The sequence below is a fragment of the Collinsella sp. HCP28S3_E12 genome (genome assembly GCF_052065595.1).
In the GTDB taxonomy this organism is placed as follows: domain Bacteria; phylum Actinomycetota; class Coriobacteriia; order Coriobacteriales; family Coriobacteriaceae; genus Collinsella.
This window is the reverse complement of the sequence record NZ_JBQHTS010000007.1, coordinates 25,377-50,503: the sequence shown is the minus strand read 5'-3', so window position 1 is coordinate 50,503 and position 25,127 is coordinate 25,377. Positions and strand designations below refer to the sequence as shown.

At 62.0% G+C, this 25,127-nt stretch carries 17 protein-coding genes; 12 read left to right on the top strand and 5 right to left on the bottom strand.

Annotated elements, in window-relative coordinates:
- The 9 genes from ACTNBY_RS04195 (at position 1) to ACTNBY_RS04155 (ending at position 18,121) form a co-directional block, all read left to right on the top strand.
- Positions 1 to 3,627: a UvrD-helicase domain-containing protein gene (locus ACTNBY_RS04195; RefSeq protein WP_441063505.1), complete on the top strand. Its 3,627-nt coding sequence runs from the start codon at positions 1 to 3 to the stop codon at positions 3,625 to 3,627.
- Between the two features lie 263 nt (positions 3,628 to 3,890).
- A complete protein-coding gene (dnaE, locus tag ACTNBY_RS04190) occupies positions 3,891 to 7,694 on the top strand; it encodes a DNA polymerase III subunit alpha (protein ID WP_427717806.1) in 3,804 nt (1,267 codons plus the stop codon).
- A gap of 162 nt (positions 7,695 to 7,856) precedes the next feature.
- Positions 7,857 to 11,330: a DEAD/DEAH box helicase gene (locus tag ACTNBY_RS04185; protein ID WP_441063503.1), complete on the top strand. Its 3,474-nt coding sequence runs from the start codon at positions 7,857 to 7,859 to the stop codon at positions 11,328 to 11,330.
- 165 nt (positions 11,331 to 11,495) lie between these two features.
- The gene (locus tag ACTNBY_RS04180; RefSeq protein WP_154515902.1) at positions 11,496 to 11,858 is read left to right on the top strand and encodes a desulfoferrodoxin family protein; all 363 of its coding nucleotides are present in this window, start codon (positions 11,496 to 11,498) and stop codon (positions 11,856 to 11,858) included.
- 117 nt (positions 11,859 to 11,975) lie between these two features.
- Positions 11,976 to 13,961, top strand: coding sequence for a hypothetical protein (locus ACTNBY_RS04175; protein WP_441063501.1), 1,986 nt, complete (start codon positions 11,976 to 11,978; stop codon positions 13,959 to 13,961).
- Between the two features lie 137 nt (positions 13,962 to 14,098).
- On the top strand, positions 14,099 to 14,620 hold the full coding sequence (gene ruvC, locus ACTNBY_RS04170; protein ID WP_035137351.1) for a crossover junction endodeoxyribonuclease RuvC: 522 nt from the start codon (positions 14,099 to 14,101) through the stop codon (positions 14,618 to 14,620).
- Positions 14,620 to 15,240: a Holliday junction branch migration protein RuvA gene (gene ruvA, locus ACTNBY_RS04165; RefSeq protein ID WP_154515896.1), complete on the top strand. Its 621-nt coding sequence runs from the start codon at positions 14,620 to 14,622 to the stop codon at positions 15,238 to 15,240. The genes ruvC and ruvA overlap by 1 nt, the downstream gene beginning before the upstream one ends.
- On the top strand, positions 15,240 to 16,307 hold the full coding sequence (gene ruvB, locus ACTNBY_RS04160; protein WP_117735946.1) for a Holliday junction branch migration DNA helicase RuvB: 1,068 nt from the start codon (positions 15,240 to 15,242) through the stop codon (positions 16,305 to 16,307). The genes ruvA and ruvB overlap by 1 nt, the downstream gene beginning before the upstream one ends.
- A gap of 146 nt (positions 16,308 to 16,453) precedes the next feature.
- Positions 16,454 to 18,121 carry a formate--tetrahydrofolate ligase gene (locus ACTNBY_RS04155; protein ID WP_427717820.1) on the top strand — a complete coding sequence of 556 codons (1,668 nt, stop codon included), beginning with the start codon at positions 16,454 to 16,456 and terminating at the stop codon, positions 18,119 to 18,121.
- A gap of 494 nt (positions 18,122 to 18,615) precedes the next feature.
- Here ACTNBY_RS04155 and ACTNBY_RS04150 read toward each other — a convergent pair whose 3' ends face one another.
- Positions 18,616 to 18,852, bottom strand: coding sequence for a hypothetical protein (locus ACTNBY_RS04150; protein WP_035137347.1), 237 nt, complete (start codon positions 18,850 to 18,852; stop codon positions 18,616 to 18,618).
- A gap of 138 nt (positions 18,853 to 18,990) precedes the next feature.
- Between ACTNBY_RS04150 and ACTNBY_RS04145 the strand changes: the two genes are divergently transcribed.
- Entirely contained in the window at positions 18,991 to 19,947 is a 957-nt protein-coding gene (locus tag ACTNBY_RS04145; protein ID WP_441063498.1) for a hypothetical protein, read from the top strand.
- A gap of 18 nt (positions 19,948 to 19,965) precedes the next feature.
- On the opposite strand, the gene ACTNBY_RS04140 is transcribed toward ACTNBY_RS04145, so the two are convergent.
- Complete coding sequence (locus tag ACTNBY_RS04140) at positions 19,966 to 21,147, bottom strand: cation diffusion facilitator family transporter (protein WP_441063495.1); 1,182 nt, start codon at positions 21,145 to 21,147, stop codon at positions 19,966 to 19,968.
- Between the two features lie 218 nt (positions 21,148 to 21,365).
- Between ACTNBY_RS04140 and ACTNBY_RS04135 the strand changes: the two genes are divergently transcribed.
- Positions 21,366 to 22,703 (top strand): hypothetical protein, encoded by a 1,338-nt coding sequence (locus tag ACTNBY_RS04135; RefSeq protein ID WP_441063492.1) that lies wholly within the window; start codon positions 21,366 to 21,368, stop codon positions 22,701 to 22,703.
- A 267-nt stretch (positions 22,704 to 22,970) separates the two neighbouring features.
- On the opposite strand, the gene ACTNBY_RS04130 is transcribed toward ACTNBY_RS04135, so the two are convergent.
- From ACTNBY_RS04130 to ACTNBY_RS04120, 3 genes are all read right to left on the bottom strand, one after another.
- Positions 22,971 to 23,192 carry a hypothetical protein gene (locus tag ACTNBY_RS04130; RefSeq protein WP_441063490.1) on the bottom strand — a complete coding sequence of 74 codons (222 nt, stop codon included), beginning with the start codon at positions 23,190 to 23,192 and terminating at the stop codon, positions 22,971 to 22,973.
- A gap of 35 nt (positions 23,193 to 23,227) precedes the next feature.
- Complete coding sequence (locus ACTNBY_RS04125; protein WP_441063487.1) at positions 23,228 to 24,016, bottom strand: ADP-ribosylglycohydrolase family protein; 789 nt, start codon at positions 24,014 to 24,016, stop codon at positions 23,228 to 23,230.
- Positions 24,017 to 24,155: 139 nt separating this feature from the next.
- Positions 24,156 to 24,608, bottom strand: a complete 453-nt coding sequence (locus tag ACTNBY_RS04120) for a helix-turn-helix domain-containing protein (RefSeq protein ID WP_441063485.1) — start codon at positions 24,606 to 24,608, stop codon at positions 24,156 to 24,158.
- A gap of 210 nt (positions 24,609 to 24,818) precedes the next feature.
- Between ACTNBY_RS04120 and ACTNBY_RS04115 the strand changes: the two genes are divergently transcribed.
- Positions 24,819 to 25,073 carry a hypothetical protein gene (locus ACTNBY_RS04115; protein WP_441063483.1) on the top strand — a complete coding sequence of 85 codons (255 nt, stop codon included), beginning with the start codon at positions 24,819 to 24,821 and terminating at the stop codon, positions 25,071 to 25,073.
- The last annotated feature ends 54 nt before the right edge of the window (positions 25,074 to 25,127 follow it).

The window sequence follows — 25,127 nt, the reverse complement described above, 5'->3', positions numbered from 1 at the left end:
ATGGATCTTTCGACCTTGATGCCGCAACAGCTGCAGATCGTCAAGACGCTCGACCGTCCGCTGTTTGTCTCGGCGGGCGCCGGTTCGGGCAAGACCTTTACCCTCACGCGCCGCATCGTCTACGCGCTCTCGCCCGAATCCGGTCCGTTCGTCGAGCATCTGGACCAGGTGCTCGCCATTACCTTTACCAAGGATGCCGCGGCCGAGATTCGCGATCGCGTGCGCCGTGCGCTTATCGACGAGGGCATGGACGAGGAAGCGCTGACCGTCGACGACGCGTGGATCTCGACCATTCACGGCATGTGCTCGCGTATCCTGCGCGCACACGCGCTTGAGTTGGGCATCGACCCCGAGTTCACGGTGCTCACCGATACCGACGAGCTCATGGACCAGGCTGTTGAGCATGTGCTGGCCCGCGCGACGGCACCCGATGCCGCCCCCGAGCTCGCGGCATCGCTCAAGGCCCTCTACGCCTGGTATCCCATGGCGGGCGAGGGCGGCCCCTTTGGTGCCGGCACGACCATCAAGGGTCTGGTGCGCGAGATGCTGGAGCTCTCGAGCCAGCTGCCGGGCGGCATGGACGACGTGTGCGTGGCGCGTGGCCAGGCCGATACCTCGGCGCTCGCCGATGCCTATCGCGCGGCGCTGGGCGCAAGCAAGGCCGCGACCGAGAAGGCGCAGACGGCGCTCGACGCCATCGACGCGTTCGAGGCGAGCGGCAAGACCATGGTCGATGCGGCGCGACTCATGATGTCGTGCACCATGCCGCGCGCGAGCAAGGCGTTCCCCAAGGAGCAGGTCGAGCTGCTCAAGGCCGAGGCCGCCGATGCATTTATCAATATCGTGCTTGCCTGCGGTGGCCCCGCGCTCGATGCACTGGTGGGCTTGGCCCGCTCTGTAGAGGCCGAGTATCGCGCACTGAAGGCTGCCCAGTCCGCCCTCGATAATAACGACCTGCTGCGCATGGCCTACGAGGCCCTGCGCGATTACCCTGCCATTCGTGCTGCGTACGAGGGCCGCTTTAAGATGGTCATGATTGACGAGTTTCAGGATACCGATCAGATGCAGGTCGACCTGATCCGCTACCTGACCGGCGTGGGGGAGCGCGCGCTGTGCACCGTGGGCGATGCGCAGCAGTCGATCTATCGCTTCCGCGGCGCCGAGGTCGAGGTGTTCCGTCGCCAGGAGCGCAAAGTGGAATCGACGGCGGCGTCGGAGACGGTTGCCACGTCCGATGCCCTCGCCGGCGAGCTCGTCAAGCTCGTGCGCAACTTCCGCAGCCACGACGAGGTGCTGCGCTATGTGGCCCGTGTCTTCGACGGCGACGACGGCGGCCTGATGCAGGGCTTTTTGGATCTTGAGGCGAGCGACGGCCGCAAGGACACGCTGGTGGCGGATGCCTCGCGCCGCCAGGCCCTCTTTGTTGCCGGCGGCAGTACGCAGGAGCGCACACAGGCCAAGGCCCGCGCGATCGCGGAGCGATTCCGCGCGCTTGCCGATGCCGGCCAGCCCCAGGGCGGCATGGTGCTGCTGCTGGGCCGCATGACCAACGCAGACGTTTACGCACAGGCCTTCCGTGACCAGGGGCTCGACTGCGTCATCGCGGGCGGCTCGGTCTTTGCCCAAGCTGCCGAGGTGCAGACGGTGCGCGCCCTGGTTTGTGCCCTCGCCAATCCGGCCGATACGGCGCAGGGCCTTATGCCACTGCTGGCCTCGCCGATGTTTGCACTCGGCGCCCAGGAGTTCCTGGCGCTGGCGACCAAACTCGACGATCAGACGGGCGAGACGTCGCGCCGCAACATCGATGCGGGCATCATGAGCGATTCCGATGTGCCGGGCTTGCAGGGCTTGCCGCTCGTGACGCGTGCCCGCGAGGTGCTGCGCTACGCACTGCGTCGCGTGGGGCGTGATTCGTTCGCCGCCATCGCGCGCGACGCGGTCAATGCCTCCGGCTGGTTCGTGCGCCTGGCGCAGCGCGGCCCCGAGGGCAAGGCCATCGCCGCCAACGTGCTCAAGGCGCTCGATGCCGTGGCCGAGGCGGAGGCCGAGTTCGGTAACTCGCCGCGCTCCATTGCGCTTGCCTTCGATCGCTTCCTGGCGGGCAAGGAGGCCCCGGGCGCCCTGAACGAGGAGGGCGACGGCGCGGTGCGCATCATGACGGTTCATGCCTCCAAGGGTCTGGAATATCCGGTCGTGGCGGTCGCCGAGTGCTTTGGCGTGCGTAAGTCCTCGGGTTCGGCACAGATGGGTCGCGTCGAGGGCGGAGCGCGGGTCGTGGCGCTGCCGGCACGCTTCGACGGCGTTAAGCTCGCGGACGGCACGTTCGTAAAGGGCGATGACGTCAAAAAGCAGTTTGAGCATGCGTTTAAGGGCAAGGGCACGTCGCTGTGGCTACCGCCGGAGCTCATGGAGGACGTCTGTGCGACGGGTTCTCCCGCCGAGGCATTTGCTCGCCTGCGCAACGACGACCTGCAGCTTTCGCTCGAGGAGCGGGCCCGTTTGCTCTACGTTGCCATGACCCGTGCGCGCGAGCTGGTGATCTTGGCGATGGATGCCGGCGTGAGCCGTGGCAAGGTGACGGCGCCGACCTTCGATGTCGAGACCGATCTGACCTACGACGTGCTGCGCCGCATTCTGCCGACCGACGCTCTGGACATGCCGCAGCTCGATGCCGACCGCCTGGTATTCGACAACTCCCAGCCGGGCGACTACGAGCTCATTTCGCTTTCGGACTTTACCTTTGGCGAGCAGGCGTTTGAGGCCAACGCTTCGCTGAATGCCGAGGGCAGGCTCGTTCGTGGCGATACCGATGTCGCCGATAATGCTGCGCACTCAACCGTGCCCGGTCCTGCCGACCCCAAGCCCGATTCGTTTGAACTCGTATATCCCCAGGCGGCGGGCGTGCGCATGGGCACGTGTCCGTTCCCGGCGCGTGATTCGTACAGCTATTCGTCGATCGCCGCGGCGCTCCATGCCGAGACGGAAGACCGTGCCGCCGAGGCGCGTGTTCCCATGGACGAGGCGGGCGACGATGCCGAGTCGGATGGCTCGGAGATAGCCGATGCAGACGTGGCTGCTGTCGAGCCCGCCGGCAACCCCGTGGCGCTGGGCTCGGCGTTCCATGCCGCCTGCCAGTGGCTCATCGAGATGGGTGCCGATGCGCTGCCCGCTGAGCGCGCCGATGCGCTGACGCGCCTGTGGTGCCTGACGCCGGAGCAGCGCGAGCGTTTTGACGTTGCCCTGAATCGCTGGCTCAGGTCGTCGGTCCGTGCCGAGCTTCTTGCCTGGCCGTGCGTCCGTGCCGAAGTGCCGTTCTTCTCGCTGGGCTGCGAGGACAAGGACATTGCCCGCTACGGTGCATATGCCGAGGGCGCCATCGATGCGCTGGCGACCGACCCGGCCGATCCGTCACGCGCACTGGTCATCGATTACAAGACGGGTGGCACGCCGGACGAGACACCCGACCAGCTGCTCGAGAAGCACGCCCTGCAGGCGCGCGTCTATTCGGATGTTCTGCATAAGGCGGGCTTTAAGACGGTGACCGTCAAGTTCGTCCGCGTGGAGCAGACGGCCCCAGCTGTCTCAGTCGAGCTCGCCGAGCCCCAGGTGGTCACCTACAACCTCTAACCCTCAGATAACTTGCGGTGGATTCCTTTTCGATTCCACTGCAGCTCAGGGGTAGCTAATTTGGGACGGGGCTCTTTTAGCTACCCCCATACATCGGTTGAGATGTATTCCGACCCCGACTCGTTCGCCGTCAGTCAAAGGGTAGCTAAAAAAGCCCCGTCCCAAATTAGCTACCCGTGTGGGTTTGGCTAGGTTCGGGCGCTGTCCGTGCCGTGGGGTAAAATCGTTCAGTCAGAACACGAACCCGCATCGGAGCTCATCACATGGCATTCGTCCATCTGCACAACCACACTGTTTTCTCCATGCTCGACGGCGCAACCCGTATCCAGGATATGGTCAACCGTGCCGTAGAGCTGGGCATGCCCGCCGTGGCCATTACCGACCACGGCTACATGTATGGCGTGCCCGATCTGGCGCTGGCCTGCGACGCCGTCAACCACAATACGCCCGAGTACAAAACTTGGAGCCACGACAAGGCCTTCTTGGAAAAGGACCGCCGCGACGAGCTGGTGGAGCCCGATCCCGAGGCAAACCCGCGCGAGCATGCCCAGTATGTGAAGGACATGGCCATGTGGGACGAGAAGGGCAATATCGACGAGCTCAAGCCGCCTCTGGTCATCAAGCCCATCTTTGGCTGCGAGGTCTACTTTACGCCGGACGAGACGCTCGCCCGCGACCACAAACCCGAGCTCTACCACATGATCCTTCTGGCCAAGGACCAGGAGGGCTACGTCAACCTGATGCAAACGGTCTCCGAGGCCGCCGTGCAGGGCTTTTACTACAAGCCGCGCGTGACGCTCGACAACCTGCGCCGCCACGCCAAGGGCATGATCTGCACCAGCGCCTGCATCGCGGGCATCATCCCCAAATACATCGACCGGGGCGACATGGAGGGCGCCATCAAGTGGGCCGAGACCTTCCGTGATACTTTTGACCCCGGCGACTTCTACATCGAGATCCAGGAACACGGCATCACCACCGATAACGGCCTGACCGACGAGCAGATGGACCGCACGCTCATTGATATCGCCAAACAGGTGGGCGTCAAGGTCATCGCCACCAACGACTTCCACTACCTGCGCCGCGAGGACGCGCCCGTGCAGGACGTCATCATGTGCATCGGCATGAACGCCAAGGTCGACGACCCCAACCGCATGCGCATGACCGGCTCGGAGTTTTACATGAAGACCGAGGAGGAGATGCGGGCGATGTTCCCGTATTGCCCCGAGGCCTGCGACAACACGCTCGAGATCGCCGACAAGTGCTACGTTGAGCTGGACTGGGACTCCATCATCCTGCCGCGCTTTCCGCTGCTCGATCCCGGCGAGACGCACGAGAGCCAGTTCCGCCGCGAGTGCGAGAAGGGCCTTCGCCAGCACTACGGTGACGACTGGGCCACGCGCGAGATCGGTGGCGTCAACATCAAAGAGCGCTTTGAGTACGAATACAAGGTCATTTGCGACAAGGGCTTTGCCGCCTACTTTTTGATCGTCGCCGAGTACGTGCAATGGGCCAAGGACAACGGCATCGGCGTCGGCCCCGGCCGTGGCTCGGCCGCCGGCGCTATCGTCGCCTACGCCATGAACATCACCGCGTTCGACCCGCTCGAGAACGGTCTGATGTTCGAGAGGTTCCTGTCCCCGCAGCGTACCGAGATGCCCGATATCGATATGGACTTCGACGATGAGCGGCGTCTTGAGGTCGTGGAGCACGTTCGCCAGCTCTACGGTCCCGAGAAGGTCACCCACGTCATCACCTACTCGACCATTAAGGCCAAGCAGGCCATCAACGATGCCGCGCGCGTCCTGGACTACCCGGTCTACATGGGCCAGCGCCTGTCCAAGATGGTCTCGAGCGACCCCAAGGTCAAGCTCAAGCAGGTGCTCGAAAAACAACCCGGCAAAGAGGATCTGTTTAACCCCGACTTTGCCGAGGCCTATAAAAAGGACGACGACGCCCGCCGCATCATCGACACGGCGCTCTCGATCGAGGGCCTCACCCGTGGCGAGGGCGTTCATGCGTGCGCCGTTCTGATCTGCCGCGACCCCGTCAACGAGCACGTGCCCACCAAGCTCGACACCAAGGGCGGCGTCGAGATTACCCAGTACGAGGGCCATACCGTTGCCGACATGGGCCTGCTCAAGATGGACTTCTTGGGCCTGCGTACGCTGACGGTTATCTCCAAGGCCAAGGCAAACATCAAAAAGAACTTCGGCATCGACATCAAAGAGGAAGAGATTCCCTTTGACGATCCCGAGATCTTTAAGCTCATGGGCTCCGGCCACACCGCCGGCGTCTTCCAGGTTGAGTCCGCCGGCATGACGGCCACGATCAAGAACATGAAGCCCACCGAGTACAAGCACGTCGTGGCATTGATCGCCCTGTACCGCCCGGGCCCGCTGGGCGCCGGCATGGTTTCGTCCTACATCAACCGTATGAACGGCAAGGAGCCGGCCGTCTCCTACGACGACCGTCTGGACGACATCTTGGGCGAAACCTACGGCACCATGGTCTACCAGGAGCAGGTTATGCTCATCTCCGTCGAGATGTGCGGCTTCTCCAAGGGCGAATCGGACTCGCGTATCCGTAAGCCCGTGGCTAAGAAGAAGATCAAGCTGCTCACGTCGACGGTACTCCACTGGGAGGATGGCTCGGACGAGACCACCTACGACCACTGGATGAACGGCGCCATCAAGAACAACTACACGCGCGAGGTCGCCCAGAAGATTTGGGACGATGTTCTCGAGTTCGCGTCCTACGCCTTCAACAAGTCGCACTCCGCCGGCTACGCCATCTTGGTTATGCAGACGGCGTGGCTCAAGGCGCACTATCCGCACGAGTACATGGCGGCTGTCCTGACGTCCTATACGGGCAAGACCGACAAGATCGTGCACTACGTCTCGGCATGCCGTCACGACGGCATCCCCGTGCTTTCGCCAGATGTCAACGAGTCCGGTACCGAGTTCACGGCTACCAAGGAAGGTGTGCGCTTTGGTCTGGCCGGTATCCGCGGCGTGGGCACCGGCGTGGCGCAGGCGATTATCGCCGAGCGCGAGGCGGGCGGTCCGTTTAAGACGCTGCATGATTTTGTCGAGCGCGTGGACTCGAGCCAGGCCAACCGTCGCGTGATCGAATCGCTCATCAAGGCAGGTGCCTTCGACTCCACGGGGTATCCGCGTCGTCAGATGATGCACTTTGTGGACAAGAACAACCCCGAGAACATCATCGATGCCGCGGCAAAGCGCCAGAAGGATCGCGCGAGCGGCCAGACGTCGTTCTTCGACATGTTTGGCGACGTTGAGGGCTCGGGCTTTGAGGTGAGCGTACCCGATCCGGATGGCCAGGAATGGGACCGCCACCTTAAGCTGAGCCAGGAGAAGGAGGTTCTGGGCATCTATGTCTCGGACCACCCGCTGCGCCCGTTTGAGTATGCGCTCAGCAAAGCGCGCGACTTTTCGTTCTCGCAGATCGACACCGGCTACGAGGTGCAAAACCCCACGGGCGGCACCATCAACCAGGAAATTCCCGAGGGCAAGGCGCTGTGGTGGGCCGGTATGGTCTCGAGCGTGTCCAAGCGCGTGACCAAAAACGGCGACCCCATGGGCATCGTGCAGCTCGAGGACATGGAAGGCGAGGCCACCGTCGTGGTGTTCCCCAAGACCTTCAAGGAGGCCGAGGGGTATCTGTACGGCGAGGTCGACCCCGAGACCGGCGCGCAGCTGTCCGATGCGTTTGTGCGCATTAAGGGCAAGCTCGAGCGCTCGGACCGCGGCGACCAGATCATCGCGCAGGAGATCGTGCCGCTTGAGCTCAACGAGGAGAACAACAAGCCCAAGGTGTTTGAGGTCATGGTGCCCAACAGCCGCTTTAGCCAGGGCAACATGGCGCGTCTTGCCACGGTGCTCACCGCCAACCCGGGCGGCGATCGCGTAGAGATCTTTATCGAGCAGGCGGACGGGCGCGTGCTGCGTGCCGAGGTACCTGCTAAGGTCAACGCACGCTCGATTCCGCTGTTGGCCGAGGCCAAGGCCATCGTCGGCAACCAAGGTCGCGTGACGGTGATCTAAGGACGCCGTTGGCGGGGTAGCTAATTTGGGACGGGGCTTTTTTAGCTACCCTTTGGCTGACGGCGAATGAGTCGGGGTCGGAACACATCTCAACCGACATATGGGGGTAGCTAAAATAGCCCCGTCCCAAATTAGCTACCCCGGGTGAGATTGGAGGAAGCGATGGCGCAGGGGACGTTTGTGCAGGCGCTTCGTAAGGAGGCGGCGCTCAGCAGTACCTTTATGAAGGGGCGTTCGCTCATGCTCAACGGCGCCGTGCTGTCGTTTGAGGACTCCGGCTCGCGCTTCTCCAAAAACGCGAATATCGAGGGTACGGTGCGTGGTTCGCGCGGCGACCTGTATAAGACGCACGTGGCGCTCGATATGGACGAGCACGAGGTTGTCGACTACGACTGCGATTGTCCCGCCGCCTTCCGCTATTCCGGCATGTGCAAGCACGCCATCGCCACGGCGTTGGCGTATCTGGATGCCAGCGGCGCCGAGCCCGTCGAGGGTTTGCGCACGCCGGTCCGCACGTTTACGGTGTCGCCCGCACAGTCCAAGCAGCCCACACGCCCCGCGCCCAGCGCATCTGCGGTCAACCCCAACTTTCCCTTCCCGGCGCCCGTGCCCACGAGCCCGAGCCTTGTGGCAGCACTTTCCGATCTTTCGGACGCGCGCATGGATAAACTCGTGGCCATGCGCCGCAAGCTCGCCGGCACCATTGACCCCGATGCGCCCAAAGCAGTGCTGGAGCCCTCGCTGGTGCCGTACTACAATCCGCTGTTTGCCGATCGCTTTAGCTGGGCGCTCGAGTTTCGCATCCGCTGCGGTTCGGTGTCCTACGTGGTTAAGGATATCGACGGCATGGCCGATGCCTATGCGCGCGGCGGTACGTTCTCCTATGGCAAGAAGCTTACGTTTGCCCATGTGTCCGAGGCTTTCGATGACGTGTCGGCAAAGCTGCTCGACTTTGTTGCAATGACGGTCGCCTACCTAGGCGATATTACGAGCTCGCGCTCGGCATCGTACGACTTTGCCCGCAGCGGCTTTGTCGCCGAGCGTCAGTTGCCGGTATCCGAGTATTCCATCGTGTCCGTGCTGGACCTGCTGCGCGGCAGGGCCATGTCCTTTGAGCCTGCTTGGTCGCGGGGGACGACGACGCACCGCGCCTACGAGGTGACGGTCGAGTCGTTGCCGGAAGGGGAGAACGAAGTCCCGGCTAAGCGCCCGCCGCTGATTGCTGCCAAGATTATGCCGGCAGCCGGGGGCAGCTACGACTTGCGCCTTCCGGCCGATACGTACTGCTTTGCCTCGGGCGACGTCGCCTATCTGGTCGATACGCGCCGCGCGCGCCGTACCGACACGGCGTTTGCCCAACATGCCGCGCCGTTCCTATCGCACTTGTTGCCCTGCCGCACACCGGTCCATATCGCCGCCGACCAGGTGGGTGAGTTTTGCCGCATGGCGCTGCCTATCTTGCGCGACTACACCGACCTTACTGCGCCCGCTGTGCTCGATACCGTGGCGCCCGAGCCAAGCTTTGCCATGGCGATCGGCGTCGACGATGGCCTTGTGACCTGCAAAATTACGGTTACCTACGGCGACTGGTCGGCAGATCTCTTTAGCATGGGCGCTCCGGGCAGCCCCTTCGAAGAGCGGCGCCCGGGCGTGCCGCCGCGCGACGAGGTGGCAGAGTTTCGCGTTATGGATACGGCGGCTCTGTATTTCGACTTTTACGAGGGTGGCCTGGCGTTTGAGGAACGCGATGACGAGAGCCTGTTCCACTTGCTGACTGAGGGCCTGTCTGCCCTGTCCGAGCTGGGCGAGGTCATGCTCAGCGACCGTCTGCGCCAGATCTCGGTCCGCCCTGCGCCCAAGCTTTCGGTGCGCGCCACCGTCAAGAGTAACCTGCTCGACGTCGAACTGGGCGCGAGCGGCCTTTCGGCGGCAGACCTTGCCATCTACCTCGATTCCTACAAGCGTCACCAGACGTTTGCTCGTCTCACGTCGGGCGACATCATTCGCCTGGACGAGGGAGCGCGCGCCGCGTTTGGCCTTGCCGAGGACTTGGGGGTCGATGCTGTCGACCTGCTCGACGGCGTGTCGCTTCCCGCGTCGAGTACCCTGTTCGTCGACAGCATGCTTGCGCGCACGCCCGCGCTCGAAGCCGATCGCGACGCTGCATTCCGTCGCACCGTCGAGCGCCTGGACACGCTCGGCAAGATGGACTTTACGGTGCCGGCCTCGCTCAAGGCCACGCTGCGTGGCTACCAGGTCGACGGCTACCAGTGGCTCGGTTCGCTCGAGCATCTGGGCCTTGGCGGCATCTTGGCCGACGACATGGGCCTGGGCAAAACGCTCCAGATGATCGCGCATATCCTGGCGCACGTGGAGGCGGGGGACGCTAAGCCCACGCTCGTGGTATGCCCCGCATCGCTCGTGTACAACTGGACCGCCGAGCTGGAGCGCTTTGCCCCCTCGATTGATGTGTGCGCCATTGTGGGTGCTAAGGCCCAACGTCGCGTGCAAATTGCCGGCGTGGCCGAGCACAACGTGATCGTGACGTCGTATGACCTCATGCGCCGCGATATCGACGAGTACGTCGAGCAGGACTTTGCCCGCGTGGTGCTGGATGAAGCCCAGTACATTAAAAACCCGCTCACGCAGGTGGCTCGCGCCGCAAAGCGTCTGCCGGCCGCTGTGCGCTTTGCCTTGACGGGCACGCCCATCGAAAACCGCCTGTCCGAGCTCTGGAGCATCTTCGACTTTTTGATGCCGGGCCTGCTCGGCACGCGCGAGTCGTTTGCCAAGCGCTTCGAAAGCCCGGTCGAGCACGCCGAGGGTGACAGCGCCGCTCGCCTGCAGGCGCTCGTGTCGCCATTTGTGCTGCGCCGCGTCAAGGAAGACGTGGTGGCCGACCTGCCCGAGAAGATCGAGGATACGGTGATGGCGCAGCTCACCGGCGAGCAGCGTAAGCTCTACCTGGCCAACCAGGACCGCATTGCCCAGCAAGTGCAGCACCGCGAGGCCGGGGAGTTCAAAAAAGATAAGCTCAAGGTACTTGCCGAGCTCACCAAGCTGCGCCAGATCTGCTGTGATCCTCATCTGCATTACGCGGACTACAAGGCGGGAAGCGCCAAGCTCGATACGTGTATGGAGCTCGTCCACGGCGCGCTCGACGGCGGTCATCGCATCTTGCTGTTCAGCCAGTTTACGGGCATGCTCGATATCATCGGCAAGCGCCTGGCCAAGGAGGATATCACCTTCCTTAAGCTTACGGGCGCATCGTCTAAAGAGAGCCGCGCCAAGATGGTTGCGCAGTTCCAAGCGGGCGAGGTGCCGGTGTTCTTGATTTCGCTCAAGGCGGGCGGCGTGGGCCTTAATTTGACGGCTGCCGACGTGGTCATCCACTACGACCCGTGGTGGAACGTGGCGGCGCAGGACCAGGCGACCGACCGCGCCCACCGCATTGGCCAGCAGCACACCGTGACCGTGTACAAGCTCATCGCCAAGGACACGATCGAGGAACGCATCATGCAGATGCAGGAGTCCAAGCGCGACCTGGTCAACAGTGTGCTCGGCGGTGACGGCATTTCGTCGGCGCTGTTCACGCGCGAGGACGTTCTGGCGCTGCTCGGTGGCGACGGTCGCTAGCTGCGCGCGGGATGGGGCCGCCGGGCTGGGCCAGGTCGCCGGTTCGTCCTGGCCCGACCGCTTGCCTCACCCGTTATGTGTTCATTTGCAATGCCATGGATGGTTCGGCGCTCTTTGGGCATAAGAACCATTGAGAACATTGGCACATCAGCAAAGGAGAACATCATGGCGAAATTCTTTAAAGACTCCGACGGCAAGCTCGTTGCCGCTCTTGGCGACGACGTTGCGACCCCTGCCGGCTGCACGGAGCTGACGGCAAACACCGAGGACGCGGCGCACGAGAAGCACGTGCCTGTTGTCGAGATCGAGCGCGATGGCCACGTCATTCGTGCGCGCGTGGGCTCGACGGAGCACCCCATGCTGCCCGAGCACTACATCGAGTGGATCGCGCTTGAGGCCGAGGGCCGCTTGGAGGTCCATTACCTTGAGCCCGGCATGAAGCCCGCGACGTTTTTCGCTGGCGGCTCCAAGACCGGTACCGTCTATGCCTACTGCAACCTGCATGGGCTGTGGTCCGCGACGTTCTAGGAGCGCGCCCCCGCTCGGGGTATCATAGCTAGCATATGCACATGCAAGCGCCGGCTGCATTATGCGGCCGGCGCTTTTACTACGGTTTCGATGGTTTACGACGGAAAGGGCTGGGCCATGAAGCTCGCGCTTGCACAGATCGATATGCGCCTGGGTGATATTGAGGGCATTTGCGGTCGCATCGAGGACCAGGCTCGTCTGGCCCACGAGCGCGGGGCGCGCGTGCTGTGCGTCCCGGCTCCGCTCTTTATGGGTGCTCTGCCCGGCGGTCTGGTGGGTACTGCCGACTTTGAGCACGACATGCTGACAGGCCTGACCGGTGTTGCCGAGCGTATCCAAGAGCTCGATATGATCTGCATCGTGCCCGCGGCCGTTTCGTTTGAGGGCCAGCCGCTGCTCGACTACATGATGCTCAAGGACGGTCGTGTGGTGCCGGCGCGATCGAGCATTGCCCTGCAGCGTGGCGAGAACAACGACACGCGTTGGGCGCCGCCGGTGTTCGACGTGGACGGCGTGCGCATCGCCGTGATTTTTGACTTGGACCGCGAACTCGAGATGTTGCCGACCGGTGTTGACCTCATTGCGTATTTCCAATTCAACGCGTTTGACATGACCGACCGCGAGACTGCCGCCATCGCCGCCGTTCGCAGCGGTGCCTACCGCAAGATCGCGTCTAAGCGCAGCGTGTGGTTTGCCTGCATGGCGCCGGTCGGTGCGTACGACGAGTCGGTGTATACCGGCGGTTCGTTTGTGCTCGACGACTGCGGTCGCGTGGTGGCCCAGGCGCCGTGTTTTGAGGAGAGCCTGCTGGTTCAGGAGATTCAGCGCGGCGTGATGCTCGATGCCCTGGAAGATCACGAACTGCCCGAGTTTCGTTCCGAGGCGTGGCTGTGGCAGGCGTTGGTGCTCGCCGTGCGCGACAACGCCCGCGCTCGCGGCGCGTCGCGTGCTGTGGTGGCACTCGAGGGTGACTTGCCGTCGTCCCTGCTGGCGGCACTTGCCGTTGACGCTCTGGGCCCGCGTAATGTGATTGGCCTTGTGCTGGGTCGCAACCGTATCTTTACGCCGGCTCAGGAAGAGGCCGAGGCTGCCCGCTGTGCCGCCGTCCGCGCGATTGCCGAGCGCCTGCACATTCGCACCGTCGAGCGCGATGCACCGGATGCGGCGCGTGTGCTCGATCGCGACGTGTCGGCGGGCGATGCCGAGCGTCTGCGCTCGCGTGCGCTGGACCTGATGTTGGAGGACACGGCGCTCGAGCTGGGCGCCATGGCGTTGAGCCCGCTCTCCAAGACCGAGTACGCGCTAGCGGCGCCCGCACTGTCCGGCGGCTACCAGGGCGACTTTGCGCCCTTTGGCGATGTGTACCTGTCGACGCTTGAGTTTGTGGCGCGCGTGCGCAACCGCACGTCTGCCGTGGTGCCCCAAGAGCTCGTGACGCTCAACGCGGTGGAAGATTGTATGGAGCGAGTGCTGGCGCAGGCGCTCTCGACGCTCGACGGTCCGGTCGATATGCTCGACCGCGCGGCACAGCTGCTCGGCGGGCTTGAGCCGGGTGAGGTCGATGGCGCGCTCGAGGCGCACGTGGACCGCAATCGATCTTTCGACGACATCCCGATGGCCGCTGGCAAGCCTGAGGCCTGCTCGCTGCTGCTGATGCTCGTTCGACAGGGTGAGGCTGCCCGTCGCATGTTGCCGACGGCGCCGATCGTTTCGGCCCGTTCGTTTGCCGAGCGCGCTTGGCCGTACATGCTTGCGTGGTCCGATTTGGGGCTCAACGGCAAGGAGCGCATGACGGTTGATTCACTGGCGCGCGCCGAAGTGCGCCGCTTTGCCGATAGCGATACGGGCGATCGCATGCGCGGTGAGATGATGGGTCTGTTGGGTGAGCTGTTGGGTATTTCGCCCGAGCAGATGGAGGAGCTGCGCTCTGAGGACGGTCAGCGTCGTTTGCACGAGGGAATGAAAAAGTTCGAGGGCGAGGTCCAGGACGCCATCGAAAGGATGATGGGCGGCCAGGGCGGACCGCAGGGCGGGCCCCAGGGCACGCCGATGCCACATCCGCCGGTGGATCCCCGTCAGTTTCCTTTTTTCTCGCAGAACTAAACTGGGGATAGGATTCGCTCCCAACCCCGATGCTTTAACTAAGCATCTTGGCCCTGTTGTGTTATTCTAGAACAGACGTTCGTGAATAGTGCGTGGGGCCTTGCCTTGCGCTGCGCTTGTGGCGAGGGGAGGTTGGCTTGGTTATCTTGGGTATCGACCCTGGTTTGGCCCATACGGGGTGGGGGATTATCGAGGAGCGACGTGGCGAGGTTCGCTGTCGTGCCTATGGCTGCATCGAGACCAGTGCTGGAAGTCCGCTCGCGGTGCGCCTGTCGCATATCGCCCGCGACCTCAAGGGCGTTGTCGAACGCTATCGTCCCGATACCGCTGCTATCGAGAGCATCTACTTTGGCGCTAACGTTCGTTCGGCCATCCCCACGGCGCATGCCCGCGGCGCTGCGCTTGTGGCGCTTTCGGAGTGCGCGCTCGAGATTGGCGAATACACGCCTATGCAGATTAAGCAGGCTGTTGTGGGCACGGGCGCTGCAGACAAACGGCAGGTTGCCTACATGGTGCGCACGCTTACGCAGCTCGATCACGACCCGCACCCCGACCATGCCGCCGATGCCCTGGCCTGCGCCATCTGCCACGTTAACCTCAGCCGCACCCGAGCGCTTACCGGCGGCGAGTTCTATCAACAGAGAGGAACCGGATACTGATGATCTCCCAGCTCCACGGAACGCTTGTCGAGGCCACGATGAGCTCTGCTGTCGTCGATGTATCGGGCGTGGGCTTTGAGCTCGGCATCTCGGGCAGCACTGCGGCCACGTTGCCGACGCCCGGCGGCGAGGTCCGCCTCTACACGCGCATGCAGGTGCGCGAGGACGCCATGACACTTTTCGGATTTTCCTCAAAGGATGAGCGCACAATGTTCGACCGGCTCGTGTCCGTCTCGGGCGTTGGCCCGCGCTTGGCGCTCGCCGTGCTTTCCACCTATACCGTGGGGCAGCTGTATTCGCTGGTGATGGCCGAGGACGACAAGGGCATGGCTAAGGTGCCCGGTGTGGGTAAAAAGACAGCTCAGCGCCTCATTCTGGAGCTCAAGAGTACCTTTGCCAAGGATAAGGGCTTTGTGCCGGTCGACGTGATTCCCGGACAGGTTGCGATGCCCGTGCCCGCTGCCGCTCCCTCGGCCATCGATGATGCCCGTGCGGCACTCCTTTCCATGGGCTTTAGCCCGCAGGAGGCCGATGTCGCTCTGAGCGGGTATGATGGGCAGGATATGCGTGTCGAGGATCTGCTCGGCGCGGCGCTTAAGCGACTCGGAATGGATGCGTGATGTGGGAAGCCGATGACTCTCAGGACCTGTGGGCGACGCCCGGCAACTCGCCGGCGGCATCCATGGCGCATGGCGAGCGCATGGTGGGCTCGGAGCTGACGCCCGAGGACCTCGATGTCGACCGTACCCTGCGTCCCCAGCGCCTGGACGACTACTGCGGTCAGGAGCATATCAAGCAGAGCCTTCGCGTGCTGATCGAGGCGGCGCAGAGCCGTGGCGAGACGCTCGACCACGTGATCTTCTCGGGCCCTCCGGGTCTGGGCAAGACCACGCTGGCCACCGTTATAGCCAACGAGCTGGGCGCTCAGATTAAGACGACGAGTGGCCCGGCCATCGCGCGCACCGGCGACCTGGCGGCCATCCTTACCAACTTGCAGCCGGGTGACGTGCTGTTTATCGACGAGATCCACCGCCTCAACCGTTCGGTCGAGGAAGTCCTGTATCCCGCGATGGAGGACTTTGCGCTCGATATCGTTATCGGTAAAGGCCCGGCGGCGCGCTCGATTCGCCTGGATATCCCCAAGTTTACGCTGGTGGCGGCAACGACCCGCTCGGGTATGCTGACCGGCCCGCTGCGCGACCGTTTTGGTATTTCGTATCGCCTGGACTACTACACGGTCGAGGAGCTTGCCCAGATTGTGACGCGCTCGGCAACCATTTTGGGCGTGACAATAGACCATCCCAGCGCACTCGAGATCGGCTCACGCTCGCGCGGCACGCCACGTCTTGCCAACCGCTTGCTCAAGCGCGTGCGCGATTACGCCCAGGTGCGCGGCAATGGTCCTATTGAGCTTGATATCTGCCGTCAGGCGCTCGAGTTCTTTGAGATTGATGAGCTTGGTCTGGACTGGATGGACATTCGCATCTTGGAGACGCTCGCCAAGACGTTCTCCGGCCGTGCCGTGGGCCTGACGACCCTTGCCAGCGCGGTGGGCGAGGACCCGGGTACGCTCGAAGATGTCTACGAACCCTACCTGTTGCAGTGCGGGTTGATGATTCGCACGCCGCAGGGTCGTCAGGCAACGCTTCGCACCTTTGAGCACTTGGGGATTGAACCTACCGTTTAGGGGCGGGTTTGTTTTGGCTGGTCTGTAGGCTATCGCTGGGCATTGGATAAACATATCGCCGTTCATCGGTTATGGGCGTTTTACTATTGCGCGCCCGTGCTATGCTGAATTGGTCTTTTTCTCATCCGGTAACGAAAGGACCGCCCATGCCTACTGACATCGAAATCGCACGTTCCGTCACGCCGCTACCTATTACCGAGGTGGCCAAGAACGCCGGCGTCGACGTTAAGCACCTGATTCCGTACGGCTTCGACAAGGCAAAGGTCGACTATTCACTGCTCAACGAGCCGACCGATCACCAGGCCAAGCTTGTCCTCGTGACCGCTATCAATCCCACGCCCGCAGGCGAGGGCAAGACCACCACGACCATCGGTCTGGCCGACGGTCTGCGTCGTCGCGGCGTCAAGAGCGCCGTTGCCCTGCGCGAACCTTCGCTCGGTCCCGTCTTTGGCGTCAAGGGCGGTGCCGCCGGCGGCGGCTGGGCCCAGGTCATCCCCATGGAGGACATCAACCTGCACTTTACCGGAGACTTCCACGCTATCGGTGCCGCCAACAACCTGCTGGCCGCCATGCTCGACAACCATATTCAGCAGGGCAACCAGCTCGGCATCGATGTTAAGCGCATCACCTGGAAGCGCGTCGTCGACATGAACGACCGTCAACTGCGCCATGTTATCGATGGCATTGGCGGCAAGGCCCAGGGCGTGCCGCGCGAGGACGGCTTCGATATCACCGTTGCCTCCGAGGTCATGGCGATTCTGTGCCTGTCCACGAGCATCAACGACCTCAAAGAGCGCTTGGGCGAGATCGTCGTCGGCTACAGCTATGCCGGCGAGCCCGTCCGCGCCCGCGACCTCAAGGCTCAGGGCGCCATGGCTGCGCTGCTTAAGGATGCGCTCAAGCCCAACCTGGTGCAGACGCTCGAGGGCACGCCCGCGTTTGTCCACGGCGGCCCCTTCGCCAATATCGCCCACGGCTGCAACTCCATCATGGCCACCCGCATGGCCATGCGTTTTGGTGACGTCGCGATTACCGAGGCCGGCTTTGGCGCCGACCTTGGTGCCGAGAAGTTCCTGGACATCAAGTGCCGCATGACGGGCGTTCGCCCCAGCGCTGTCGTGGTCGTCGCCACTGCCCGCGCGCTTAAGTACAACGGCGGTGTTGCCAAGGCCGACCTCAACGACGAGAACCTCGAGGCCCTTAAGGCCGGCATGCCCAACCTGCTGCGCCACGTCGACAACATCCAGAACGTCTATGGTCTTCCCTGCGTGGTCGCCATCAACCGCTTCCCGACGGACACCGAGGCCGAACTTGCGCTCATCGAGTCCGAGTGCCAGAAGCTCGGCGTCAACGTTAAGCTGTCCGAGGTTTGGGCCAAGGGCGGCGAGGGTGCGCTCGACCTGGCCGATGAGGTCATGCGCCTGATTGAGCAGCCGAGCGAGCTCAAGTTTGCCTACGAGGACGGCGCCGATGTGGCCGACGCCCTGGAGGCCGTTGCCACCAAGGTCTACCGCGCCGATGGTGTCGACTTTACGCCGGCTGCCAAGCGCCAGCTCGCCGAGCTGCGCGAGAACGGCTTTGGCAACCTGCCGGTGTGCGTCGCCAAGACCCAGTACAGCTTTAGCGATAACGCCAAGGCTCTGGGCGCGCCCGAGAACTTCCGCATCACCGTGCGCGAGCTCAAGGTTTCCGCCGGTGCCCACTTTGTGGTCGCGCTGACCGGCAGCGTTCTGACCATGCCGGGCCTACCCAAGGTTCCCGCGGCCGAGAACATCGACGTCGACAACGACGGCAACATCACCGGCCTTTTCTAAGCCTGCTGCTCATAGCCGCTTGCCCGCCCCGCCGTGCCTACCAAGGCCCGGCGGGGCTTTGTGCGTACCTATACCGATAGCTACGTTCCTCCGTATCGTTCGGAACAGGTGACGAGGTCGGCGTACTACAAGATTCGAGCTATTCCTGCGGTCAGGATGTGACGCCTGGGTATCCTTGCGCCACGCATGTGCCCAACGAGTAGGGCAAAACAACAGGGAGTGAACTGAACAGTCCCCGGTGGCGCAAAACGCAGCGCCGCCGGGGACTTTTTGATGCAAATTGGCTCCGAAACAAGCTATCTGGGCCAGCCATGCCACGAAAAGCGCCCATCTACTACGTTTACCAGGGTTGGACCGACCATGGAGCGTTTTTTAACAATGCGGCAAGACGTTTACCTGCGGTTTTGTTAACACAGATATGGCTATGGTTGGCACCCTTGGGTTAAACGTAGTAGATGGGCGCATTTTGTGGTGCACAGCCCAAGAAGAGGTCGTTAGCCGCGCTGGAGGCCGAAGAGTTTGGCGTTGCGCTCGGCGACCATCATGTTGATATCGGCGATTTCCATCTCGCCGTCAATGTAGGGCTGGTAGGTACCGTACGGGTCGCCGGCTCCTAAGCTGCAGCTGCCGCAGTTGTCGCAGCTGCCGTTGCCGCAGCCCGCGAGCGCTAGCTTGATGATCTCCTCACGCTCGGCACGCGTCGTGTCCTTGATGAGCTTGCTTTTTGCCATGACATATCCTCGATTCGCTTGTGACCGTCGGCCGCGCATGTCTTGTAGATACCGGCGGGCTTTGTCCATCATAGGCTTTTGCGCGGGTAGAATGCATGGATAACTTGATGCTTACGGGCGACGGAAAGGAAACGTTGCATGGACCAGGACAAGACGACCGTAATGGGTGGCTACGGCTCCCCGCGGACGGGCAATGGCGCCGATGCGACCCGCGTCGTGCCGAATCCCGGCTACGCTGCCCCCGATACGACGCAGGTGTCGGCTGATCCCACGCGCGTTGTGAATTACGGAAACGCGGCGCAGGACCCGCATGGTGTCTCATCGCAGAACCCCTACGGCAACGCGGCGGTAGACCCTTATGATGACCTGCTGCAAAATCCCATTCCACAACCTCAGCAGACGACATATATGCCGCGCACGGCACAGCCGCGCTACGAGTCGCACGACCGATACGCGCGCGAGCCGTATCGTGAGTATCCCAAGTCCATCCCCCAGTATGGCGAGGACGAGGAGAAGAAGCCTTCGCGTTCGTCGAGCGTGATCAAGAAGATCCTCATCGTGCTGGCGATCTTCTTTGCCTTGTCGGTTGTGTTCGCCATTGTGTCGGGCATGCTCAACAAGCGGGGCGCCACGACTGATACCACGGCCGAGCAGACCGAGACTGCCCAGTCCGGCACCGTCGACCTGAGCGATATCCCGGGTCAGTACTGGTCAAACGCCAAGAAGCTCCTCAAGTCGCGCGGGGCCGATCTTTCGAATGCCGTGATCCTGACCGATGATGGCTCAACACCTGTTGTCGGTGCCAATTGGGTCGTGACGTCTGCCTACTATAACGACAACGGTAACCTCGAGATTCAGCTCACGCGCAAGGACGGCTCGTCGGGCAATGCGTCCGCTGATCAAGGCGCCACGGACAGCTCGAGCTCTAACACGCTGGAGGACCTGAGCAACAAGGCACAGGAGTTGGGAGACAAGGCGCAAGAGCTGGGCGACACAGCCCAGAACCTCGGCGATACTGCACAGAACCTGGGCGATATGGCAACGAACGCCTGGGATGCCCTGCAAAACGGCATTTCGGGCGCGCAGGGAAACTAGCGGCCGAGTGGAGCGGGGCTACAACTGTTCGGCCGGACGGTCGGGCGAGCTAAAGCCCGAGTCAAACGTGACAACGCATGATGCATCGGGCCTGCGCTCGTGCACGATATGCGTTACGCGCTCCAACAGCTCGTCGTCGGAGATGCGAAAACCGTCGGGACGCACCAGGTCAAATGACACAAAGCCATCGTGTTCGTGCAGGTCATGGATGGAGAGCGCGGGATCGATCTGCATGACGCCACGCTTGACCCAGCTGCGCAGGTCGTCGCCGGTGGTGGCGATGGGGTCGCAGTGCAGCGTGATGTCGATGCCCATCTGGCGTTTAATATCGTGTTCGATGGTGTCCAGGATCTCGTGGTGCTCAAAGGCATCGCCCTCGCCGGGCATTTCCACGTGTGCGCTGGCAAACTGACGGCCGGGGCCGTAGTCGTGCACCATGAGGTCGTGTGTGCCCAAGACCTGGGGGTACGACATGATCCTGTCGCGGATTTCCTGGACGAGCTTGGGGTCGGGCGCTTGTCCCAACAGCGGGCTGATGGCGTCGCGCACCAGGCCCATGCCGCTGATGCAGATGAAGATACCCACACCCAGGCCTGCCCAGCCATCGAGGTCAAAGCCGGTCGTCTGCGAAATAAGCGCTGCCACCAAGACCGAGCCCGAGGTGATGACGTCGTTTTTGGAGTCCTGCGCCGTGGCGATGAGCGTCTCCGAGTCGATGCGGTCGCCCAGCGCGCGGTTGAATGCGGCCATCCATAATTTGACGAGCATGGACAAGACGAGGGCGGCTAGGGAGACCAGCGTGTAGGCGGTGGGGGAGGGCTTGATGATCTTGGTAATGGACTCGAGCACCAGGTTGATGCCGACGGCACAAACGAGGACGGCGACAAACAAGCCGGCGAGGTATTCGTAACGGCCGTGGCCATAGGGGTGGCCTTCGTCGGCCGGGCGGCTGGCAAGGCGGAACCCGAGTAAGCTCACAATGTTGCTCGAGGCGTCGGAGAGGTTGTTAAAGGCATCGGCGATGAGCGAGACAGAGCCGGCGAGCAGACCCGCGATGCCCTTGGCCAGGCACAGGGTAATGTTGAGGCCAATGCAGATGAGGCTTGCGGCAAAGCCCGCGTTAGTGCGACATGATGCATCGACCGGCTCGCCCTCGCTGCCAGGAACAAGTGTATGTACCAGCCGATTTACAAATAGCATGGCGTACCTCCTCGCATCCTCGTTTAAGGGGATAGTGTAGCTCGCATAGGCGCGCCGTGCGCCGATGCTCAGAAAATGCAGCAATGGTCTGCTGGAGCTAACGAGCGGGGCTTCTTGTCCGATCGGGTGTTCCATTTTGGGCCACATGGGTATGGGCTTGTGCCTGCCTGCCCGACATACTTAATGTCGACAGCCCCTGCGTAAAGGAGGACGTATCCATGGACGAGATGTTTGCCATCAAATGCCAAAACTGCGGCGGCCCCATGTACTCACACCAGGCTAAACGCAGCTTTGAGTGTGCCTATTGCGGCACGGTCGTTCCGTGGCAGGCCGATGCGGGGGAGCCCAAGAGCGCCCTGGGCATTCGCCATGCGCCGCTGACGGTTGTCGATGGGTTGCTTAAGCTCACCCATGTGTCGCAGCTCGAGCGCCCGGTGGACCCCGACTGGTATTTCTTTCATGCGCACTGGCGCAACCAGTCGGTTCTGGAGCATCTACTGTGGGAGGACCGCGGCACGGCGCAGGAGTTCCAGGAGGCCGCGCATGTGAGCATCCCGTGCCCCTTCTGTGGCGCATCCTTCGAAGGCGAGTCGACCCAGCGCGTATTTGAATGCCCGTCCTGCGGCAATAAGATCGGCGTTGCAGACCTACTCAAGCCCGGTACCTTTAGCAAGCGCCTGACCATGGGCGTTGGTGCGGAGTATGTACCCGAGCAGGGTATTCCCTGCGAAATCTCGCCGCAGCAGGCACGTGCCAACGCGCTGCAGCTGGTGCACCAGTATGCGGAAGCCTTTGCCGGTCACGATGTAGAAGACGCGATCCAAAACGACATGATGCTCTTCTACTTTCCCATGGCGCTCGCGGATTTGCGCATGATGGCGTCCTTCCCGGGCAAGGGGCTGAGCAAGGAGACCTTGGTGTACTACGAGGTGCTCGACTGGGCATATCCGCGGGCAAACTACCTGGACGTTCGTCTTATGGGCATTTTGGAGCCGTGGGACTTTGGCAAGGTGGGGCCGTTCGATCCTGCCATACAGGAAGGCGACTTCCGCGTCGTTTCCGTCGATGCATCTACCAAGGACCAGGTGGTCATTGATAAGCTGGCGCTCGACATTGCCGGCAACGATGCCGAGGCGGTACTGGGGCTCAATAAAAAGAGTATCCGCACGTGGGCGCGCAAGGCCCGCAAGCATAAGGACGGCTTGGTGATGGTGCCGGTCTACTTTGTCGATCGTCCGGCAACGGACAGCCGCGATGGTGAGCAGGTGCGCATTGCCGTAAACGGCCAGACGGGCCGCGCGGCCGCGGTAGTGTTTAGCGACAAGCGCGAGACACATGTGGTGGCACCGCTCAATCCGAGCCTGCATCTATCGAACGAAAGTACCGTGCACGCCACGCCCATCGAGGTCAAATACGTTAAATCTCCGTTTCTGTACCAGATTGTGCGCCATGGAGGCGGCGGGCAACCGCGTCAGGTGGCAGCGGCAGCTAAGGGTTCCTACCGAGAGGAAAAGCCCAAACGCAAGGGCCTGTTCGGCGCGATCTTTGGTAAGTAGGGGGGTGGTACGGGACAGTGCGCGGTAGTGCGAGCTGTCCGTTGTAGTAGATCTAAATAAACGGTGGGACGGCTGCAAAAGAGCCGCCCCACCGGGTAAAATCAAGGTGTGCCGCGGAACCCGCTCCTCAGTCGGTCAACTTTGTAAGCGCGGGCAACGCAGGTGCTAATGTCTAAGGGGCCGGCTGCAACCGGCCCCTTTCTATGACCCCTTTCTCCACCAACCTCATGGTTTGGAACAGTGTCGATCTAACGGGCAATCAAACCTCTAGCGCTCTTTGAATTGGCTAGTCATCTGCCCGAAGAAACTAAGTTCGGATGGCTCATAAAGGAGCAAGTCGCCGTCCGCGGTCTTGTAGACTCCGCAGGGGAGGTAACGCCCGTCGGGGAGGACATAGAGGTTGGCTTCTTCCTTTAGTCCTGCTGGAAATAGCGGAATCCCGTTTTCGTCTACTTGGAACTCGTCTATATTCGCGATCTTCCTCTCCATGATGCCACCTGGCTTGTTTCTGTTGCCGCCGCGATCTAAAACAAGCAGCTCTCAATCAGCTCCTTGCCGCGTAGGGTGTCTATCCACTCCCGTGGAATTGCATCGATACCGTATGCCGTGCCGGCGAGGGCGCCTGCGACGGCTGCGGTGGTGTCGGTGTCGTCGCCCAGGTTGACGGCGGCAAGCACGCGACCTTTGTAGCTGTTAGTGTTGACAAAGCACCAGGCGGCTGCCTTAAGCGTGTCGCGCACGAAGCCACCTGACCTGATTTCCTGCTCAGACACGCCTTTCAGATGCAGCGCCCATGAGGGAAGCGTGCCGTTCATCACGCTCCTCATCAGCTCAACAAATATGATGCATGACTCAGTTGACGTTCTGTGAGCGTGCGTTATCGCGGAGACCTCGCAGATCTTTTCGTCCGTCGCGTCGACAAACGCCAGGGGCGCGATGCGCATGAGCGATCCGTTGCCGTTGTCGCGCTCGCCGGAGCCTCCTTTGCCGGTGCGCAGGGCTCGAGCGGTCGTGCCGCCGTAATCGAAAACACCGTCAATCGTATACTCGCCACGGGCAATCCAGCCTACGAACTTGTCGCGCATGTCTGCGGTGTCGATATGCCCGAGCTCCCTAATCGAGTCACAGGTAGCAAGCGTCATAGATGTGTCGTCGCTCCAGGTGCCGGCGGGTTGCCCATGCGTGCCGTAGCCGATCATGTCCATGCATTCGAACGTGCCGCGAGGCATAAACTCGTATGGAACGCCCAGCGCGTCGCCGACGGCAAGTCCGTAGATGCAGTCGCGCAGTGTTGTTTTCGGTCTGTCTGTCATGGAAAACTCCTCTTACACTTCGGATTGGAGATGCGTGGTAATCGGCGGCAATATGTCCAGCTCGATTCGCGACGCGGTGCGTAGCGAATCGAGAGAACTCAATGGTCAATATGTCAAAATGGTATGCATAGACGTCTCTTTACACGGCAACAGGCATTTCTTTCGGGCGTCCTGCCTTTGGGGCGTCGGCGAGTCGTGCCTCGATGGAAGCTTTGGACACCATGCGCTTGGTGCCATCCTTCCATGAATCCAACAGCCCAGCATTTATCAGCTGCGATACCCGTGCTGAGCTAACACCGAGCATACGAGCGGTGTCCGCCGCGGTGACGGCGGGGATGTCGCCGAGCTCGCGGCTGACGGCCACGGCGATAATCTTGCCGCCGTGTTGTGGCTGGTGTCCAAAGTCCGGCGCGGGAAGATCGACGCCGCCCATAAGATGATCGTCGACCATGCATGCGAGAAAATCAGCGGCGCTTTCGACAGCGTCGTTTAGGTCGGAGCCAAACGTTCCTCCTCCGCCCAGCGAGCCACATGGCACGGCATCGACCATGCCGTCCGAATCAAAGAACTCGGATTCCCATACGTAAACCATGTAAGACATCCTCCGATGCCGGCGATTTGAGGAACATCCTAAGAGCTCACCAAGCGCATCAAACACCTTTACTGATTCTAGTTTGAAGCCTCGTGCGGACACGATTTGGTGCTCTGCGCACGACCGCGAAGAGGGTTTGCGGTGGTTAAAATGTGGCCATAGAGATGGTTTTATCGAACTCCATGGGGTGGCGCGCGTGGATAACAACACGTGCTGTTTCACGATAAGGGTGCCGGCGTTTTCAAAGGAATAAGCATCTATCCCAATCGTATCGAGGCGGTCGTGAAGAACAACTTCTTCGGTACCCATACCAAGATCGTCTACCTCAGGGACATTACGGGTGTCAACAGGGTCAAGGGTAAGCGCGTGCTCCTCCGTAATAGGTTGCTGACCGCCTGTTCCCACAGGCTGAGCAGTCATTCCCAGGCTCAGGAACTCGTGAGCGTGCTGAACTTGGTGATGTAGCCGATAGCGACGTTCGGGGTAAATTTGCGGCTGTGCATTGGACGACGCAGTGGC

Excerpts from the sequence above, each read along its gene's own strand:
- ACTNBY_RS04195 (WP_441063505.1), top strand. The coding sequence starts at position 1 with ATGGATCTTTCGACCTTGATGCCGCAACAGCTGCAGATCGTCAAGACG.
- dnaE (WP_427717806.1), top strand. The coding sequence starts at position 3,891 with ATGGCATTCGTCCATCTGCACAACCACACTGTTTTCTCCATGCTCGAC.
- ACTNBY_RS04185 (WP_441063503.1), top strand. The coding sequence starts at position 7,857 with ATGGCGCAGGGGACGTTTGTGCAGGCGCTTCGTAAGGAGGCGGCGCTC.
- ACTNBY_RS04180 (WP_154515902.1), top strand. The coding sequence starts at position 11,496 with ATGGCGAAATTCTTTAAAGACTCCGACGGCAAGCTCGTTGCCGCTCTT.
- ACTNBY_RS04175 (WP_441063501.1), top strand. The coding sequence starts at position 11,976 with ATGAAGCTCGCGCTTGCACAGATCGATATGCGCCTGGGTGATATTGAG.
- ruvA (WP_154515896.1), top strand. The coding sequence starts at position 14,620 with ATGATCTCCCAGCTCCACGGAACGCTTGTCGAGGCCACGATGAGCTCT.
- ruvB (WP_117735946.1), top strand. The coding sequence starts at position 15,240 with ATGTGGGAAGCCGATGACTCTCAGGACCTGTGGGCGACGCCCGGCAAC.
- ACTNBY_RS04155 (WP_427717820.1), top strand. The coding sequence starts at position 16,454 with ATGCCTACTGACATCGAAATCGCACGTTCCGTCACGCCGCTACCTATT.
- ACTNBY_RS04150 (WP_035137347.1), bottom strand. The coding sequence starts at position 18,852 with ATGGCAAAAAGCAAGCTCATCAAGGACACGACGCGTGCCGAGCGTGAG.
- ACTNBY_RS04145 (WP_441063498.1), top strand. The coding sequence starts at position 18,991 with ATGGACCAGGACAAGACGACCGTAATGGGTGGCTACGGCTCCCCGCGG.
- ACTNBY_RS04140 (WP_441063495.1), bottom strand. The coding sequence starts at position 21,147 with ATGCTATTTGTAAATCGGCTGGTACATACACTTGTTCCTGGCAGCGAG.
- ACTNBY_RS04135 (WP_441063492.1), top strand. The coding sequence starts at position 21,366 with ATGGACGAGATGTTTGCCATCAAATGCCAAAACTGCGGCGGCCCCATG.
- ACTNBY_RS04130 (WP_441063490.1), bottom strand. The coding sequence starts at position 23,192 with ATGGAGAGGAAGATCGCGAATATAGACGAGTTCCAAGTAGACGAAAAC.
- ACTNBY_RS04125 (WP_441063487.1), bottom strand. The coding sequence starts at position 24,016 with ATGACAGACAGACCGAAAACAACACTGCGCGACTGCATCTACGGACTT.
- ACTNBY_RS04120 (WP_441063485.1), bottom strand. The coding sequence starts at position 24,608 with ATGGTTTACGTATGGGAATCCGAGTTCTTTGATTCGGACGGCATGGTC.